This is a genomic window from Bifidobacterium aquikefiri (genome assembly GCF_002259795.1).
Lineage (GTDB): Bacteria > Actinomycetota > Actinomycetes > Actinomycetales > Bifidobacteriaceae > Bombiscardovia > Bombiscardovia aquikefiri.
Map to the genome: position 1 here is coordinate 59,000 of NZ_MWXA01000003.1, position 19,174 is coordinate 78,173.

Sequence of the window (19,174 nt, forward strand, 5' to 3'; positions counted from 1 at the left end):
AAAGCACAACGTAATGCTGATGCTCAGGGGATGGGATTAGAGGAGCTTCTCGGCATCAACTTGAGGTTTAACTCGGGAGACAAGCCAAATGGATAGCAAGGCGACGGCGTAGAGCACAGTGATTACTGGGATCACGGCCGCGTAGCGGTGGGCCTGGTCGGAAGCGTGCGTGACCACGAAGGAAGCAAGTTGGTTGCCTGAGAGTCCGGCGATGGCCCATGCGCTCAGTGTCAGGCCATGGGTGGTTGAGACGCTTTTAATGCCGAAATGCTGCTCAAGAAGCACCGGAAGTGTTGAGAAACCGCCACCATATCCTGCATTGATAAGGAAGAGCATGGCAAGAACGACCCAGAACAGGGCATTGTCAATGCTGTGCGTCACAAGCTGTAAGGCGCACGCTGCAATGGACATGACGAAGATGATCTTGTAACTCGATTCGCGACGTTTCATATGATCAGAAAGGGCTGCAAATCCAAGGCGCCCAACAGCGTTGAAGATTGCATCAACGGCGAGAACCGTTGCGATGATTCCCGCAATGGCGATCGAGAATGCGTTGGGTGAAAGCTTGGCATACTGCGGCAGCTGATGAAGCAGATCTTTGAGAATGTCTTTTTCTTGGGAAATCAGTGCTAGACCGCAGGTGATGTTGAGATAGAAGGCAATCCATATTCCCCAGAACAAGGGCTTGCGAAGCAAGGCGCCACGTCGTGATTCCTTCGGCGGTGCAGTATAGACATAACCTTCGGGACGTTTGATGATTGCGAAACCGGCCAGCATGAGGATTGCATATACGGCACCAAGAATGTAAAACATGTTGACCAGTCCCACGCCTTCAATCAAATACTCCATGATTGGGCTCGCGATGGCTTTGGACAGTCCAAATCCTGCGACGGCAATGCCCGTTGCCAGACCCTTGTTCTTCGAGAACCAGAGCATAAGGTTCTTGACAGGAGTCAGATATCCGATGCCCAGACCTACGCCCATGACTCCACCATAAAAGATGAAAATACCGGGAACGAAATGAATGGCAATGCTTACGCCAGTTCCAACAAATCCAGTTACGAAGCAGATGGTTGCTAACAGTGCTGATTTTTTCAGATCCTTTTCAACCATCGGGCCGAGGAATGCGGCAGACATGCCAAGGAAGAAGATAGCTAGTGAGAATCCCCATTCGATGGCTCCTGGCGACACTTGAAGTTCATCGGCAATGAGTTGTTTGAAAACGCTCCAGCAATAGACGGTTCCAATGGAAATGTGGAGCAACAGCGCAGGTGCAACGGCACGAGTCCAGCGGTTGTCGGGCAACAATGTCATTCGGTTTTCCCTCTCCGCAGAGGGTCATGCACATGGGAATCACGGCGACTGTGGTCCTCTGCCTGTTCAATCTACCATTTACTGAACTGCTGTTCTCCGAGAATTCAGCAGAATGGATATGAGATATCTAACAAAAATAATGTTCGTTTGGTGTATTGGTTGAGTTTTACTGTCCAGATGTTCTGCTTTGCATCGCCGCTTTTGACGACTTATTCTTTTCTGGACATCTTGTATAATATCAAATTTGTTTCAGAAAATTGATTGAGCCTGAATTGGAATAACAGAACTCTTCTCTCGATTGATAAAAGAGCACCTGTGGAGCATGCGGGACTGTGATCTTTGATGGTTATCGCTGATGTATCGTTGGTGATTTTGAGGATGAAAAAAAGCGGTCTATTTTCCGGTCTATTTTCCAGTCTATGTAGAAAACAAAAACCAGAAAACCGCTATTTTTCAACGATTTCCAGGCACTATGCGGAGGATACGAGATTCCGCAATAATTAACGATATTTGCTGCTATATATACATTTTAAGAGAATTGATGGGAGCATTACCCACTTATTTACCCACTAAAAGGGGAATACGAGAAATAACTCTCGCTTATGTTGTAAGCATGATGAGCCGATTGTAACTGTGTAAATCATACACATATTACACTTCTATTAGTTGTCCGTAGATTTCATTATTCTTCCGGGCACATTGTCATGGTCGGAGTTCATGTATGGGTAGGGAATCGATGGCAAAAGCAATTAAGACGGATAACAGGGTTATCGAACGGTACGCACAAAGTGAGAGAAGAAGGAAATTTTTTGCTGCCATGAAAAATAGCATTGCTAAAGAGTTTTTCATCCGATTGTTCGATTCTTTGCAAATAGAGGCTGAAGGTAAACAGCCCAAAGAATTATGGTCAACCCTGAATTCGCTGGAAAAAAATAAACGTGAAAGAGTCTTTCAATATATTGATGTTGTGCTTCGAGGATATCGGAGTGGGGCTCGGAAAGCACATGCAGTAAGCGCGAGAATTGGCGAAAATACTGACCAAATAATTCGTGATGAGATAAGAAAAGCAATAGAAGGAGTCCCTGAATCTAGATATCAGAAATGGATTAAGGGAATGTCTGAACAAGAGCGGATAAACTTGGTTGTTTCGACGTTTTCACGAGGAGACACGCCGATGAAATGAGCTGATATATTGGTGCGTAGTTGTATGTAGGTCTTGAGACTCCTCAGCCAGTTATGGCAAATTGTCCTTGAGCAGGCGCGATAACGTATGTCCTGTGTCTTCCTAGAATAGGTGTACCCATTTAGGGTCGCAGGAAGGCATATACAATGCCTGAAAACAATAAAGCACTGGTAACTGTGCGTCATGCCGCTGATCTAATGGATGTTAAAGATACGCGTATTATTATGCGGCTTGTCCGAGAAGGAAGACTTCGGGCGCGCAAGATCGGGCGACGAAATTTCATAGTGATGTCATCCCTCAACGATTTCTGTGGGTTGGGGAGGTGATTGTATGAATGACACCGATTCTCAATACATGCAGTTCTATTCGGTCCCATCCAAGAATAACCTCCCTGAGTTTCTTGATAATCTAGGCTTTCGAGCAGATTATGTCCCTTGCGAAGATAAGATTGCCCGAAACTGGAAACAGAAAGTCTTGGATTCTACAAGTGACACCTCATCTATACCTAACACTGATGCGTATGCGGTAATACCGGGTAAAGGGATGATGATCGTTGATTGTGATCAGAGCCACGACGATGGACCCTCTGGAATACGGATTATTTGCGATCTTCTGACTACGCATCATAACGAATCAGCCGATGAATTGGAGTCGGCAAGAACATTTCGCGTGCTGACACCTTCAGCGGGGTGGCATTTATACTACAAGATTCCTGATTGGTTATGCGGCCACCTTAAGGCAGCTTCGCATGTCAACGGGATACCGATAGATATTAAATGCGAACAGAAAGGTTATGTGGTTGGCTCATACAGTCTCACATCCTCCGGGACTTATCTACCTAGAGTTGCCGCCTTCGACCGGGAAAACGGTTGTTACGGGACACCCAGAATCCCCGAAGCTCCAAAAAGTCTGTGTGCATTCCTGATCGCAAACGGATATACGAATTTCATTCAAATCGAATCGAGACGGTCTGTAAATACGTGGAAATTCAATCAACCAGTTACGAACTCCATGCCAAATATAGATATGTCTTTGATACCAGAGGGAGAGAGAAATGATACCTTGTTCCGATGGTGTTTCGGGAGACTGACTAATCATCCAGACAATCGTGACCAGATTATTCGGGATACTTTGCAGCGAGGGAAGATTTCGGGATTGGCCGAAGTGGAAGTTGAAACAATTATAAAGAGTGCATTGCTCAGCTCACAGGAGGTGAAGCAATGAATAGTAAAATGGTCGTTCCAAGTACTGAGGAAGTTGACGAGATTATCCGGAATGTGCAAGGGAATGCAGAGCCAGACCAAGCGCAATTTATTGGAAGTCCCCTGTCGGGGATGGTAAGTGCAAAGACTCTGATGGACAAGCAATATCCACCTATGATTGAACTTGTCCCGGGAATGATTGTTTCAGGAACAGTCATTTTGGCTGCGGCACCAAAGATTGGTAAAAGCTGGCTTGTGCTGGGACTAGCCCTTGCGAGCGCAAACGGCGGCTTTGCCTTCGGAAGCGTTAAAGTCGAACCAAGGCCCGTGCTGTATCTTGCTTTGGAAGATGGGGAACGACGGCTTCAGCAAAGATTGCTCTCGCTCGGAGTTGTAGATCCTCCTGAGAACTTGTTCTTTATCACAGATCCCACTGAAGATGTCCCAACTGTTATAGATGCATTTTTGGAGGAGCATCAATCAGAACAGCCGCTTATCATTCTTGATACTTTGGGCAAGGTCTTACCTACAATTCCTGCTGTTAGGAATGAAAGTTCCTACGAGCGCGACTATCGAATAATGAGTGCGTTGAAAGCGTTGGTGGACAAGTACTACGGGTCAACACTGCTCATAGTTCACCACACAAGAAAGATGGGCGCCACAGATGCCGTGGAGACGATTTCAGGTACGAATGGTATCGCTGGAGCAGCAGATGCCATTATGACTCTTCAGCGACCACGAACATCTTCCGAAGGCATCTTGTTCGTGACGTCTCGTGACGCAGAGGAAGGGGAATATCAAATGGCCTTTGCAAGTAATGGTTCGTGGACATTGACCGGTGGATCTGTGGATGCGGCAAAGAGAGCATTCGAAAGAGAGAAGCGTTCTGAGAACTTGGATACGCGCTCGCAAACCATCTTGGATTGCGTTGAGCAGCATAGTAGTGGTATCACGCCCAAAGAAGTTACAGAGATCACGGGATTTGAGAGGAACATCGTAGACACGTACCTCAAACGCCTACTGGACAGTCAACGCATCCAAAAGGTCAAACGCGGAGTCTATGCACCGCTGACCTATCAACCTGAATTGACCGAGACAGAAGTGCAAGAAGTGTCATAAAATTCTTGCGCGAGAAAAAACCACAAGCGTGCGGATGAGGTGGTTGTGTCGTTTCTGCACGCTTACCCCCCCCTGTTTAGTATGGTGCTTCCTCATATCCAATGGGGTCTTTCCAGTTGTCAGGGGGAATTATTTTGGCACTTACCCCAGCGTGGGTTTTGAGTAGCCACAGGAGATTAGTGCCGTCAATAAGCTCTAATGGCTTATCCTTCGCAAATTGATATGAAGCGGAGCCATATCCACTCGTGGTTACCAAGATTCCTTTAGTGGCGCCTTCATTTTGCATGGTTCCATAGAGATCGCGAACAGCAGCAACTCCAACCGTGTTTTTATAGCGTTTGGCTTGAATTACAATCTTTCCACCTAATACAGGCCTCGGATCAAAAGCTACGCAATCGACTCCACCATCTCGTGAGGGACGCGTCTGTCTTGTTTCAAGACCCATTTTTGAAAAGAGGTTTTGTACCAACGCTTCGAACTCATACGGATTGAGGCTCATTAAATTTGGCCTCTGATCTAATCCGCTCAGAGCGTCGGATTCGGAGACGAAGCGCGGATCGCTCATATCCATATTGATGATTGGTCTTACCGCTTGCACTTCTTCTGGGGAACTGGAGACTGTCGCGGAGAGATGCTTGAGACATTTATCGGGTTCGACCTCTGCTAGATTTAATTGATTGAAGTCTTCTACAGTCGTCTGGACGCTCAAAATACAGGGGCTGATTGCAAGACCTGTAGCTGGGTCAGTCGAGTGCACTATACCATTGAGACCAATAGTATCGACAGTTCTACGGTGATCAGACGAACATATTTCATAGATTGCGCGAAGAGTAATTTGCGAAATAATGGATGTGTAGAGCTGACGGATGGCATGTTTGGACTGTTTAGTTATTCGAATGGAATCGGTGGAACGAATATATCGGTATGACTTAGCCGCAGGTATGACCTCGATATTTGGGAGTACTAGTTCCACCGCGAGCAGGTGCGATGATGCGTTGTATTGCAGCCTAAATTGGTTTGCGATCCAAGTCGGGTATCGAGAAGAATTTAACACAAAGGAAAAGAACTGTGTCACAGCTTCCGGCTCACATCTCAGAAAGGACTGTTCAAATACATCAACGGCCATATTAATTGATTTGGTTTTCCTTATAAGAGCATTGTTTGTTATTTGCCAGTCTTGTTTATATTTTTTGAGAAGCTGCTTCCTTGACTCTGTTTTTCGTCTGTAAGTTAAGCAATCTTGACGATATTTTTCATCAATTTGGTTTAGACGCTCTCTATACGATGCAATTCGACTTTCCAGGAACCAGCCTTTTGTTGGATGAGATGGATACGGTTCGCGGGTAGGCATTCGCAGTGGTTTGGTTAGGTCTGGATTTGGTGCGTAAGGTATTGGTTTTGATTCTCGTCTGACTTGAGAAAAATCGAAAGGCCGGTCCTTTCCGAAGACATTATTTAGTATTCTGCTTGATTCGTACATGAATCGCTGAAGCTCTTGATTTTGTTGCCATGCCTCGAATTCGCGAGCAGTTGCGTTGACTGGTGCTTCTTCACTGAGAAGTGAAGGATTACTACCATTCAATTCTGGGCCGGGGTGAGATGTTACTCGATACGACGACTGAGGAATACGAGTTTGCGAAGGGCCGCTGTGAGAAGATCGGGAATGGTCAGAGTTGACCTCTCCTTTGAAAAAAGCCAGCACAGCTTGGAGATCCTGTGGCTGAACGAGCACCTCGCGAGCGCGACTGCCTTCCGAGGGGCCGACAATGCCGCGATCCTCAAGTATATCCATTAGTCTCCCGGATTGTGCAAATCCAGTTCGTAGCTTGCGCTGCAACATTGAAATAGAACCGAATTGTGAAGTAATAACCAACGACGCTGCCTGAAGCAGAATATCCATGTCATCACCGATATCGTCAGTCTCTGCACGGTCGTTAGTTCGATTTTGATTATATGCAGATTTTAATGCTGCAAGATATGTTTTTTTATCGGTATCGAGCCGGTCTTGGATGAGTGTATATAGTTCGGTTTGTTCACAGGGTTTTGCATCGGCAGCTTCTTCTAGCGCGGGGACTCTGGCATCTATTGCTTCAGGTATTAATTCGATATCTTGTGGAAGTTCGGATGCCTGAAATTCATTAGTTTGAGACTGGTCTGAGTCCGATGGTTTTACAACATCAGCGATGTTTTCGAGATTTTGCATAAGATCTACGCTGCTAGTTTCGTAAGATTTCCACAGATTGGTCATGTGCTATCACCTTGCTTATCCAAGCAGTCGCGCTTTGTGTCGCTTGTGACTGCTTGTTCCCTGTCTCTTTACATATGATAATACTCAGTCTGCTAGGTGGGGCAGCCTCCGCACATGCAGATTAACTTTCGAAGCCCTTGGGCTTGTGTGAATTGCAGAATCTGGTGTGATTACAGCGAGGGCACTTCATAAAGTGAGCGATAATCAGTGTGACACCACAGGTGCATAGATGGAGTAACCACACCCAGCTTGCACGGCCAATTCCTTTTGCACCTTGGTTGCATTTGACACAATCCAAGCATGGTTGATATGAGAATGTACTTTTCATGAGGACTCCTTGAAATGAAAATAGTCAGTGTTGACTATCAAACACGGATTATAATCCGTGGACCTATAATCCTCAAATTGCTTCTGTCTAGATATGAGAAATGATGAGCGGCATGAATCTGAACGAATTGCATTTGGGCGCGCAATAGTGGCGGCAAGAAAGCGCATTGGAGTTAGCCAAGAGCAATTGGCTAATGAAGCTCAGATAGATCGGTCATATATGGGCCGGATTGAACGCGGAGAGCAGTCAGTTAGTTTTGACAAGATTCTCGATGTATCTCGTGCATTGGGTATTTCACCTGCGGCGCTATTCGAATCAATGATGGAACAGGATGAATCGTCATCGGCTTTGAACTAGTCGAAACATGTCCTTACTGTTCGGATTCTTGAGTATCGGTCTGATCTGATGTGCGTACTGCGTGCGAGATTACCTTGGCAAGAACGTCAGAAGGTAATGCTGCCATGACCTCACGCTTTTTGGCATCCGGCACTGTACCGAGTGCGGCCAACACATCTGAAAGCGAGGCTTCGAGCGGGGATTCATCAGAAGTAGTGACGTCCCGTTGAGTGGGGAGGAAAGCGGCGTTGATGTTTGTCAAGGTTCGCTGTTTATTGGATTGACTTTCATGCTGGTAATTGAAAGCCGTTGTGTCGATTGCGTGTCCGGCCATATTCTTTACTGTTCCAAGCGAGGCACCTGCTTCAACAGCCTTGCTTAGCGCAGTGTGCCTGAGGTCATAGAATCGCATACCGATCAGACGTGGGACACTCTGAATTGCCCTGTACCAAGCGTTCCTGACTGTCTGTTGTTTGACTAGTCCTCCCGTTCTCGGTGCAGTAAAGACTGGCGAATCGGGGGCACCTTCCACATATGCGTCAAGGTGCTTGTATATGTGATCGAGCAGGAATTCGGGGATATCCAAATCCCGAACGCTCGTCTCAGTTTTTGTGGTGCCAAGGATCACAACTCTGTGATTGTCTTGCAGCACCTCTTTTGCACTTCGTTCAATATGCAACATTGGGGTATCTGTGTCTAGGTCAAAATCCTTGCGTTGCAATCCAAGGCATTCTCCTTCTCGCAGTCCCATGACTCCGCACAAATACACTGATAACCGCAGCCACTGAGGCATTGAATTATAAATCGTATCCAATTCCTCGGGTTCTGCGATTAACGGTTCTTTCTTACGCTGTGGGCGCGGGATGGTAAATGAACACGGGTTGATCTTGATAAGCGTGTCGCCATTACTGTTGATGGGTTTGGTTCTAGCTTGGGCAAAGATGCCAGAAAGCAACTCATAGACGTGCTTGCGAGCGCTCGCACCATGCCCGCCTTTCCTCACGGGGAAGGAGCTGTACCAGTGTTGTACATCGTCGGAAGTGATAGCAGTCATGGCTCTATCGCCAAAAGTGGGGATGAGGTAGAGACGCAGATATTCGCGATACTTATTCTTTGTGGTTTCTTGGAGCGGTTCACCATTTCGTTTGTGATGGTTCTCAACATATTCGGTCGCGTACTCAGAGAAGGAGATGGCGTGGATGCGCTCGCGAGATTTCGCTATCTGAGGGGGTGTCCAAGTATTGTTTTCGACAGATTGGATTGCGTTATCGAGCCAGACACTGGCATCATATTCCTGTTCCAGCCGGAACGTCTTGTATTGACGTTTGGGCAGATTCGGCCATTTTTCGAAAGCCCACAGTGGCGTTAGATAAGAGCATTCGATGTATTTGTATGTCCGGCCGCCGCGTTTTCCAATCTTTTGTATCATGCGACCGCTGCTTCGGCGCTGTCGTCTCGTAACTTTGACTCGTGGTGTAGCCATATTGGCCTCTCTTAAGTGGGTAACGGTGAAGAGGGGAGAAAACAACCTACTTATTTACCCACTAGTTTACCGCGTTCTACGCTCTTACATGCGGTATTATGCATGATTTGATTCAGCGCCTGGTATGCCAACATGCCTAGAATTAAGCCAGAATCCGCATGAAAAAAGGGCTTCGATCTTTCAATCGAAACCCTGATGGCGGAGGATACGAGATTCGAACTCGTGAGGCTGTTACACCAACACGCTTTCCAAGCGTGCGCCATAGACCACTAGGCGAATCCTCCATGCAGTAACACCGGTTGAACATCACCGATATTTATGCAACCTGAAAACGATAACACAAGATATGGATGAATGGTCAATACGTCTTTGCGTGTCTTCGAGGCGGGCATTCTTATTCTTCATGGCAGACGACGAAGGAATCATTTGACAAATGAATGGGCAATGAACCTGAAGTAAATATTCGTCAATCGAAGATGAAATCTTAAGGATGTCTGTATGCCGCCGAGCCAGGCTCACGTATGGTCAACCGTGTTGGTAAAGGGGAAAACTGTGTTCTCAATAACGAGATTCACAGAAAATGGAAGGAAAAGTATGAGGTCGAGGGGGAAGAAGTTTGCCGGCCGCGTTATGCAATCGATGTCTGCGTTGATTGCATCTGCATTGGCGCTCACTGGTGTGCTGGTTGCAACACCAGTGCAGGCGGCAGAAACAAGCCAGGCGAGCATCACTGGAGCGATGCCTGTGGTCATAACCGAACTTGCAGTGAAGACTGCCAACGGCACATTTACTGATGCGAATGGTACGAAGCAGTTGGTCAACATCGGGGAATTCATCGAGCTCACGAATGTCAGCGAGAAGCCGGTGAGTGTGAGCGACCTGAGTCTGAGCTATAACGGCGTTGACTGGACACCAGAAGCTTTCGATGCGGCGGCCGGTGGCAATGCGCAGAATCCTCAGATTCCAGCCAAAAGCTCGATAGTTCTCTGGGATAACTACGCAAACGTGACTGCCGAAGGCATCACACCACGACTCATCACGGGCGATGACTTCAATGCATTCTGGAAAGAACGCACGCAGACAGATCCGAAACTGGTGATGAATTCCACGCTCTTCACGATCTCCAAGGGAGCGGGAATGGCAAATACAAGTCAGCGGACCCTTGTGCTGACGCAAAAGTCGACCAATGCAACGAATACGGTGAACTATTCCACCAGCGGTGATGTGGACACCACCATCGACTATGCATATAGTGAGCAAGGCACCGGCAAACTTTCTCTGAACAACGCAGCCACTCCAGGAACAACTATTGAAGGTCAAGTTCCCGCCTCTTGGCCAGCCGTCAGCGGACGCAAGGTAACGGTGACCGACATTTCCAATGCTCCCAAGAGCGCTGCGGATTCCGATGCCATCAAGCTGGCAGCCAAGGTTGAGTCATCAGATGGCGATTCCTCAATCGGTTCAGTGCGTCTCTATATCAAGACCAACGTCGACAGCAGCTATTCGGATTCTTCGTTTGATGGAATTAAGAATAACGATGAATGGTCCTTCACCATTCCAGCTGGCACGCTCACCGGGAAAACCAGCATTTCCTATGAATTCGTGGCCAAGGATGTTGACGGTGTGCAGACTGCAAGTGAGCCGGCAACAATCGCTCTGACCGCCAAACCATCTGATCAGTATGGCAAGGCGACGGTTCCCTTGGTCATTACCGAAATTGCTCCCGATACCGCTAATGTTGGCGTCTCTGATGGGTATGAATTCATTGAAGTCACCAATGTTGCAGACAAGACCATCAATTTTTCCGATAATTACACGCTGTATTACAGCTATCCCGATCAGGGAGACAGCGGCGACGTCGAATGGCCGGCATCACAGAGTTCCATCACCATTGCAGCAGGCGCTTCGATTGTATTCTGGATCAAGAACGGTCCGAACAATGATCTGACCGCTGTAGACTTCAATAATAATTTCGGGCTCAAGGGCAGCAAGGCGCTGAGCCTTGGGGCGAACCTCTTCGAGATTTCGTCTGCTGGCATGGCCAATAATTCGGCACGTGTACTCAAGATCGAGACGAAGACCAAAACCTTGATTTCCAGCGCAGCGTACCCAGACAATGCATCGACCAATCTCACCGGTGATACGCATTCCCTGCAGTACTCCTATACGGCAGGCCAGAGCGAGACCAAACTGGTGAGAAGTGATCAGGATCCCACGCCCGGATTTGTTCAAGACAATGACATTCGCGCAACGGCATACACATATCCTGCGATTACCGCTGCACCGGATGTGATTGACAACACTCCAACCGCATTCGGAAGCGACCAAGATCTGGCATTCTCGTTCGATATCACATCAAAGGTTGCGCTGAACCGAGTCACCCTGTTCGTTCGGCATGCAGGCGAGAGTGACTTTACCTCGCATAATCTTGTGAAACCGGCTGGAAGCGACACGTACAGCTATACCGAGAACAAGATCGATCTCATTCGTGTCAAGAACGTTGAATATTACCTCGAAATCTCCGATGGTATCAATCCGAAATTCACCGAAGCCACAAAAGCAGTCATCAACAGTGATTTCACCGATTCAACGGTTCGGCTGAATGTCAAGGATGGGCAATTCGTTCGTGGAAAGGCCACGCTGCGTGGTACCGGCACAAGCTCCAATGACATGCCAAGGCTCTCCATTGATGGCGATGGTGTGGATTCAGACAAGGTCAGCAACTCCCTTGAATCCGAACCATACATTGCCGCTGAAATAACGCAGACGGACATCTTCTTCTTCAATTCCTTTACCACGAAGACCACCATTAGCGGGACTCCAACGGAGGAGGATTGGAAAGACAACGTCATCGGGAGCTTTGATGATGGAACCTACGGTGATACGCAAACCGTCTCGTTCCCCGTTCCGCTCGATCAGATTCACGATAACAAGCTGTCTCTCTACATGAATGCAGGCACCAAATCGAGTGCCACTGACATTCTTGATGACCAGGGCAATGTGAATACCGAGAATGCTGACAATTATCTTGCATCGAACATTCGACTCGTGCTTCCTGATGGTACCCATCTCAAGGTCAGCAAGGCCGTGGCTGCCGTCAGTCCAGGAGCAAGCGGAGTGGTGTCGGACAAGGATGTTACCGATGAAGTTGCCAACGCAACGAATTCAATCAAGATCGGCGATTCTGCAGGGCAATATGAATATATTCGCCTTGATTTCAGCATCGATCCCGCTTCCGTCAGATCACAGCAATACACGTGGGATACCACCAAGGCGGCGGATGGAGAACATACGGTACAGGCGACCGCCGATGCCGGCGATGCACAGGCCAAGGTGGTTGTGGACAATACCAAGCCCTCGATTGATCCTGAACTGTCAGCAGACAAGAGCACTTCGAATACGCTCCGAGGCAACATCGTTATCAATGCGAAGGCAAGCGATGAGACTTCCGGCATTCCAAATTCAGGCGAATCTGGAGCATTGAGTGCAACGTTGTCTGATGGCGCTGGTGAGGCGAAGAGCATCACATTGCCATACAGCACCGCCTCGTCGAAGCTGCCGGCCGGCTTGCATACCGTTACCTTCACGGTGAGCGACAAAGCTGGAAACGTCACCACCAAGTCGGTTCCTTTCACTACCTATAGTGAGAATCCGACAATCGTCTCCACCTCATCGGTTGATGGCACCAAGTCCCAGGCACCGAAGCTGAGCGTCGCTGCACAGGGCAATCCGGGGGATGAGTTGAATGTAAAGTTCTATGCGGGTGAGGAATACAAACCGGGCAATGCACAGCAGATAGCGGTTGCTTCGGGAACGACCACGCAATCCGGGCTGGCTGCAACAACTGCAGGTACCAGTCTTCCTTCAGATGATGCAGCGAAGCTGGATGCAACGGATGGGAAGGTAGTTACCACGACCGCCACGCAGAGCGGATTCCCCTACCAGTCATTCACGGTGAACATTCCTGCAAACATTGCCAAGGATTCACAGGCGACGACGACGATCCATTGGAGCGGGCAATCGCAGGCGAACGCGGACATCTATGCGTTTGCCAAGAACACGACAACGAATGCATGGGATGAAGTTGCACGCGTTTCTGCCGACTCACAGGGTAAAGCCGTCATTGCTCAGAACGTTGCCAACAAGGATCACGTGGCGAAGAACGCAATGACGGTGGTGATTCAAAATGGAGCGGGCTATGCTTCCGGCAATCTTACGCAGAATGCTTCGTCCGAACAGACGAATCCCGATGGATTGAAGAGTCCAGACTCCGCGACGACGTCAACCATCAACGGAGCTGATGGCGAGCCTGTAGTCACGATGAATGATGATGCGATATCACAAGAGGCAACGCCTCGAAGCGACTATGATTTTTCATTCGCGTGGGAGTCGGATACGCAATATTACAATGCGAATTACGATAATGATGGGTATTACCAGCATCAGGAGAATATACATAACTGGCTGATCAACAACCGCCAGGCGATGAACATACAGTATCTTTTCCATACGGGAGACATTGTCGATGATGCTGATATTCCAGCGCAATGGCAGCGTGCCGACGCTCAGTACAAGAAGCTTGATGAGGCCGGTTTCCCATACGGTGTTTTGGCAGGCAACCATGACGTCGATCACAAGGATGAGAACTATGTGAACTTCTCCAAGAACTTCGGAGAGAGCAGATATGCTTCTAACCCTTGGTATGGCGGAAGCTTCGAAGACAATCGTGGACATTACGACCTGATCTCCGCAGGGGGCATCGATTTCATCGTTGTGTCTGTGGGATGGGGCGTTGAACAGGATGAAATCGATTGGACGAACAAGATTCTTGCACAATATCCAAATCGAGTTGCCATCCTCAACTTCCACGAATATCTGCTTGCGTCCGGTGGTCTCGGTTTGATTCCTCAGGAGATTTACAAGCAGGTGGTTGTTCCAAACAAGAATGTCAAGATGGTATTCTCCGGGCATTATCACAGCGCCCAAAAAACGGTTTCTCGGATTGACTCCGATGGTGATGGCAAACCAGACCGCAATGTGCTCAACCTGCTCTTCGATTACCAGGCACTTGAAGAGGGAGGCATGGGCTTCCTGCGTCTGATGCACATCAATACTCAAAATGACACGATGGAAGTGAGAACGTATTCTCCATCGATTCAAAAATATGGTTCTCAGACAGTTTCTTCATCCAGCTTCAAGCCATCGGATGAGGAATTCACTGTGAACTTGTCAGAACTGGGTATTGCACCGAGAACAGCTCAGGGATCAGAGAAGACGATCGCAACGGATTCATTCGCCGCTGAGTTGCAAGGTTCCACACTCATAGCCAGCACCACGGCGACATCGACTGTGAAGAAGGCATCCCGGTCGGTTGACACGCAAACCGGCGATACGCAGAACGCCCAGGTCGAGTGGAAGAATGCACCGGCTGGCAAACACGGCTGGTATGCAGTGGTAACGAACCAATACGGTGGTTCTTCCACTTCCAAGGTCAACTATGTCAACGCAGTTGATCGAGACGGCACGGGCAATGATGGGAATCACAACCATGGCGATGGATCGACTGGCGGCAGTTCGCATGATCAGCATGATCAGACTGGGCAAGGCGTTACGACCAAGCCTTCCGGCTCTGATACAGCACAAAGTGGCAAGGCTGAGATTGGGCAGGGCCAGCTGAGCAGGACGGGTACGAACCTATCCGTTATCGCGATTGCCATGGTCGCGCTTGCATCATGCGGGATTGCAGTGAGAAGAGTGGCTCGGCGCAGCGCTAGACACTGAAGGGAGCTGCCACTGAAACCGCTCATACCATGAACGGTTTCAGTGCCTGTAGAGGGTCTGAAAGCAAGGCGTGTGATGGTGTTTGCATAACCATCGCACGCCTTGCCTTATTGTATGGGTCTTCGCGGTAAAAGACTCGGTTGTGAAGGAAGGGCTGCATTGCCATTCGGTCTTAATCGCACTCGCTGTTAACTGGAAGCAACACGTGTAACACCTTTGCGCGAAAAGGAATAGAATAATGATGCATTGGCGGACAAGAGCGTCCGTTTGGGGGATCTACTCAAGAACGTTCAGGGAGGAATGCTTCTTATGAAAGCTGTTCGTATTTATGGAAAAGGCGACATTCGTATCGAAGATGTGGCGATTGCCGATCCTGCAGACGATGAAGTTCAAATCAAGGTCAAGGACTGCGGCATCTGCGGCAGCGATCTTCACGCATTCCTTGAAGGTTGGGGCTTGCCTACGCAGCCTCACCCAATCACCGGCAAAACCGTTCCCATCACGCTCGGCCACGAGTTCTCAGGTCAGGTCGTCAAGGTCGGCAGCGGAGTCGATGACCTCGCGGTCGGCGACCTCGTTGCCGTGGAGCCATTGATCGCATGTGGCAGATGCGCGAACTGCAGAGCTGGAAACTACAACTTCTGCAACAAGGCGCTCGCAAAGGATGGCGCAGGAAACTTCCTCGGCTTCTCACAGGACGGTGGCATGGCAGAATATGCCAACGTTCAGGATGTCTTTGCACATAAGTTGCCAGAAGGCATGTCTCCTGAGCTTGGCGCAGTGTGTGAGCCGGCGGCGGTTGCCTTCGAAGCCTTGAAGAAGAGCGGGTTGCGTGCGGGCCAGACCGTTGCCGTGATCGGAGCCGGTCCCATCGGTCTGGTCACGGCCCTGCTTGCTCGAATTGCAGGAGCAACCCGAGTGTTCATCTCAGATGTGTCCGAAGTGCGTCTCGATCAGGCGAGGAAGCTTGGTTTCAAGGACATTCTCAATCCTGCGCAGGTTGATGTGAATGCCGTTATCCGAGAGGGCGTTCCTGATGGCGTTGATGTCAGCTTTGAATGCGCCGGAGTCCAACCCACCTTCGATACTGCGCTCAAGGTAACGAAGAGGACCGGAATCGTCCAGATTGTTGCTCTCTATGGGCATTCCGTGAATATCAACATCACTGATGACCTCATCATGCAGGGCATCGACGTGATTACCACGCTCTGCTACAACAACAGCTTCCCCAAGGTGCTTGAAATCATCAACAAGCATCGTGATGAATTCCAGTCCATCGTGACCAAGCGCATCGGCCTTGATGATGCACTCGAAGATGGCATCAAAACCCTCGCCACCGATAAAACCCAAGTCAAGATTCTGATTTCGCCCGAGATATAGAACTTTTGAGCCAAAAATCTAACTTGCTCGGTTCGAAGATCGCTCATTGTGAACTATTCCAAGTAGCCAAGCCCTAAAACGTTGAAAACTCCTGAGGATAAAGCTGTTTTTACGGTTTTATACTTGGAGAAGTTCACAATGAGCAGGTTTTTCTGCTCGTTGATCGAAAATTGGTCATCAGGATAGTCGTTCTCTCATAGCAACGGATGAGTCGAAAATCGGACAAGATGTCAGATTGCTCGATTACTCAGGTGGTCTGGCTTTACATTCTTGTGGTTTCTCTTGATTCTGTAGTTGAGACAAGGATTTTCCATGGACTACTATTGACAATGTTTGAAGGCTTAATTTTTCTGAAAGTGGGTTAATTGATGAAGATTGCAGTTGCCGGAACAGGTTATGTAGGTCTTTCTGTGGCGTTATTGCTATCCCAGCACAATGAGGTGCATGCTTTGGACATCATTCCTGAAAAGGTTGAGATGCTCAATGATGGGAAAAGTCCGATCGTTGATAAGGAGATCACAGAGTTCCTCGATGGCAATTCGACAGGCAGCCGTCCGTTGAACTTCCAAGCGACACTCGATCCTCGTCAGGCATACACCGGTGCAGATTATGCCGTTGTTGCCACTCCCACGAACTACGATTCACAGAAGAACTATTTCGACACGTCAAGCGTCGAAGCTGCAATCGCGGCCATACGCGAGGTCAATCCGACAGCTTGGATCGTCATCAAGTCCACGATTCCCGTCGGTTACACGGTTGATTTGCGAGGGAAACTGCAGGATGATCGCTTGCTGTTTTCGCCCGAATTCCTTCGCGAAGGCCACGCTCTGTACGACAACCTGCATCCATCGCGCGTCGTCGTTGGTGCTCCACAGGACGATGCTGAGGCTCGCAGGGCAGCCGAGGGCTTTGCGGATCTGCTGATTCATGGTGCAGCCGAGGGCGAGGTCGATCGTATCAACGCCGACGGAACCTCTGGAATTCCACGTCTGGTCGTCGGCCCAACAGAGGCGGAAGCCATCAAGCTGTTCGCCAACACCTATCTGGCTTTGCGTGTCGCATTCTTTAACGAGCTTGACACCTATGCAGAAACCAGGGGTTTGCAGACCCAGGAAATCATTGATGGCGTGTGCTTGGATCCTCGAATTCGTGCCGATTACAACAATCCAAGCTTCGGATACGGCGGATATTGCCTGCCTAAGGATACGAAGCAGCTACTGGCCAACTACGATCAGGTACCTCAGAATCTCATTTCGGGCATTGTGGATGCCAATCGCACGCGAAAGGATTTCATCGCTACCGAGATTGAGCAGAAGATCAAGGGCGTTGAGGACCCTGTTGTTGGAATCTATCGCTTGACGATGAAGTCCGGTTCAGACAACTTCCGTCAATCCGCCATCCAGGGCGTGATGAAGCGAATCAAGGCACGGGGGATCACAGTTGTGGTGTATGAGCCAACACTGAACGATCCTGATTTCTTCGGCAGCAAGGTCACACACGACTTGGAAGACTTCAAGAAGCAAAGCGACGTGATCGTTGCCAACCGTTGGAATGAAGACCTTGTCGATGTGTCGCACAAGGTATATACAAGGGATCTGTTCAGGCGGGACTAGACGGAATCGTTGTCAAAGCGAGGCTTTGCTGCGAAAACCTATACATAATTGACATGCATGGATAATTATTTAGCCATTCCTTAGCGTAATCTTGATGGTTGAAGAGACATTGAGAGAAAGCTAAGAATGGTGGCTGATTCCCGCATAGCGGTTTTAATACCTTGCTTTAACGAAGAGCTGACGATCGGTAAGGTCATTGAAGATTTCCATACTTGTCTTCCTAAGGCGGCTATATATGTATATGACAATAATTCCACGGATGCCACTGCTTCCATTGCTGAGAAAAGCGGAGCTATCGTTCGCAGTGAACCGCGCCAGGGTAAAGGCAATGTTGTTCGTGCCATGTTCAATGAAATTAACGCTGATGCCTATGTAATGGTCGATGGTGACGATACATACCCAGCTGAGAAGGCGCCTGAGTTAGTGAAAAAAGTGTTGCAAGGCTATGACATGGTAATTGGAGACAGACTAAGTTCGACCTACTTTCAAGAGAATAAAAGGGCATTCCACGGATTTGGAAATAAGCTAGTTCGTTCTTCAATCAACACTCTTTTTAATTCGCATATACAGGACATCATGACTGGATACCGAGCATTCTCATACCGATTTGTAAAAACATACCCGTGCCTTTCGAGAGGGTTTGAAATTGAAACTGAGATGACAATTCACTCTCTGGATAAAAATGTCAGAATCTATGAATTGCCCGTGCAGTATAGAGATCGACCTGAAGGGTCTATGAGCAAGCTCGACACACTTGGTGATGGTATCAAAGTGATGTCAACGATTTTCCATATGATTCGGGAGTATAAGCCTTTTCCATTCTTTGGAACATTAGGCTTGTTCACAGGAATCGTAGGATGTGTTTTTTCGATTCCAATTTTTGTGGACTTTTGGAAAACTGGCCTTGTACCAAGATTCCCCACACTCATTGTTTCTGTCCTGCTCGTGATTCTTGGACTGTTGTTTATCGTTTCTGGAATAATTCTTGATGTATTAGCTGAACAGGATCGTAAAAATTATGTTGTAGCGTGCAATGTCGCAGAGTCAATTAAACATTAATTGGTATGGTACGTATTGATAATTTTGGTTATTTAGACTTGCCGACGTTAAATTTTTCGTGGAGGAACTTGTGACAATAAGCAAACTACAAGCCAATTTTCAGTTGCGAAAAGTTTTGCGACTGCTTT

General features: G+C 48.4%; 11 protein-coding genes, 1 tRNA gene and 1 pseudogene. 8 read left to right on the plus strand and 5 right to left on the minus strand.

The window, feature by feature from the left end:
* Positions 1–36 precede the first annotated feature (36 nt).
* Positions 37–1,314, minus strand: coding sequence for an OFA family MFS transporter (locus tag BAQU_RS01945; protein WP_094692393.1), 1,278 nt, complete (start codon positions 1,312–1,314; stop codon positions 37–39).
* A gap of 736 nt (positions 1,315–2,050) precedes the next feature.
* On the opposite strand from BAQU_RS01945, the gene BAQU_RS01950 reads away from it, so the two are divergent.
* The 3 genes from BAQU_RS01950 (at position 2,051) to BAQU_RS01965 (ending at position 4,818) form a co-directional block, all read left to right on the plus strand.
* Positions 2,051–2,497, plus strand: a complete 447-nt coding sequence (locus tag BAQU_RS01950; protein WP_094692394.1) for a hypothetical protein — start codon at positions 2,051–2,053, stop codon at positions 2,495–2,497.
* Positions 2,498–2,827: 330 nt separating this feature from the next.
* Complete coding sequence (locus BAQU_RS01960; protein WP_094692396.1) at positions 2,828–3,721, plus strand: bifunctional DNA primase/polymerase; 894 nt, start codon at positions 2,828–2,830, stop codon at positions 3,719–3,721.
* On the plus strand, positions 3,718–4,818 hold the full coding sequence (locus tag BAQU_RS01965) for an AAA family ATPase (protein ID WP_094692397.1): 1,101 nt from the start codon (positions 3,718–3,720) through the stop codon (positions 4,816–4,818). The genes BAQU_RS01960 and BAQU_RS01965 overlap by 4 nt, the downstream gene beginning before the upstream one ends.
* A 76-nt stretch (positions 4,819–4,894) precedes the next feature.
* Here the strand turns inward: BAQU_RS01965 and BAQU_RS10715 are convergent, their stop codons facing one another.
* A complete protein-coding gene (locus tag BAQU_RS10715) occupies positions 4,895–6,298 on the minus strand; it encodes a restriction endonuclease (protein WP_338022674.1) in 1,404 nt (467 codons plus the stop codon).
* A gap of 189 nt (positions 6,299–6,487) precedes the next feature.
* Positions 6,488–6,736, minus strand: a pseudogene (locus tag BAQU_RS10575) (DNA translocase FtsK); the annotation flags it as partial.
* A gap of 751 nt (positions 6,737–7,487) precedes the next feature.
* On the opposite strand from BAQU_RS10575, the gene BAQU_RS01975 reads away from it, so the two are divergent.
* Positions 7,488–7,751: a helix-turn-helix domain-containing protein gene (locus BAQU_RS01975; RefSeq protein ID WP_094692399.1), complete on the plus strand. Its 264-nt coding sequence runs from the start codon at positions 7,488–7,490 to the stop codon at positions 7,749–7,751.
* Between the two features lie 13 nt (positions 7,752–7,764).
* Here the strand turns inward: BAQU_RS01975 and BAQU_RS01980 are convergent, their stop codons facing one another.
* Positions 7,765–9,159 (minus strand): tyrosine-type recombinase/integrase, encoded by a 1,395-nt coding sequence (locus tag BAQU_RS01980; protein WP_158215609.1) that lies wholly within the window; start codon positions 9,157–9,159, stop codon positions 7,765–7,767.
* Positions 9,160–9,409: 250 nt separating this feature from the next.
* Positions 9,410–9,497: transfer RNA gene (locus BAQU_RS01985), tRNA-Ser, on the minus strand.
* A gap of 310 nt (positions 9,498–9,807) precedes the next feature.
* Between BAQU_RS01985 and BAQU_RS01990 the strand changes: the two genes are divergently transcribed.
* The 4 genes from BAQU_RS01990 to BAQU_RS02005 all read left to right on the plus strand — a co-directional run bounded on the left by BAQU_RS01990 (position 9,808) and on the right by BAQU_RS02005 (position 19,046).
* Positions 9,808–14,994 (plus strand): metallophosphoesterase, encoded by a 5,187-nt coding sequence (locus BAQU_RS01990; protein WP_158215610.1) that lies wholly within the window; start codon positions 9,808–9,810, stop codon positions 14,992–14,994.
* Between the two features lie 309 nt (positions 14,995–15,303).
* The gene (locus BAQU_RS01995; protein WP_094692402.1) at positions 15,304–16,374 is read left to right on the plus strand and encodes a 2,3-butanediol dehydrogenase; all 1,071 of its coding nucleotides are present in this window, start codon (positions 15,304–15,306) and stop codon (positions 16,372–16,374) included.
* A gap of 368 nt (positions 16,375–16,742) precedes the next feature.
* Complete coding sequence (locus tag BAQU_RS02000; RefSeq protein ID WP_094692403.1) at positions 16,743–17,987, plus strand: nucleotide sugar dehydrogenase; 1,245 nt, start codon at positions 16,743–16,745, stop codon at positions 17,985–17,987.
* Between the two features lie 126 nt (positions 17,988–18,113).
* The gene (locus BAQU_RS02005) at positions 18,114–19,046 is read left to right on the plus strand and encodes a glycosyltransferase family 2 protein (protein ID WP_094692404.1); all 933 of its coding nucleotides are present in this window, start codon (positions 18,114–18,116) and stop codon (positions 19,044–19,046) included.
* Positions 19,047–19,174 lie beyond the last annotated feature (128 nt).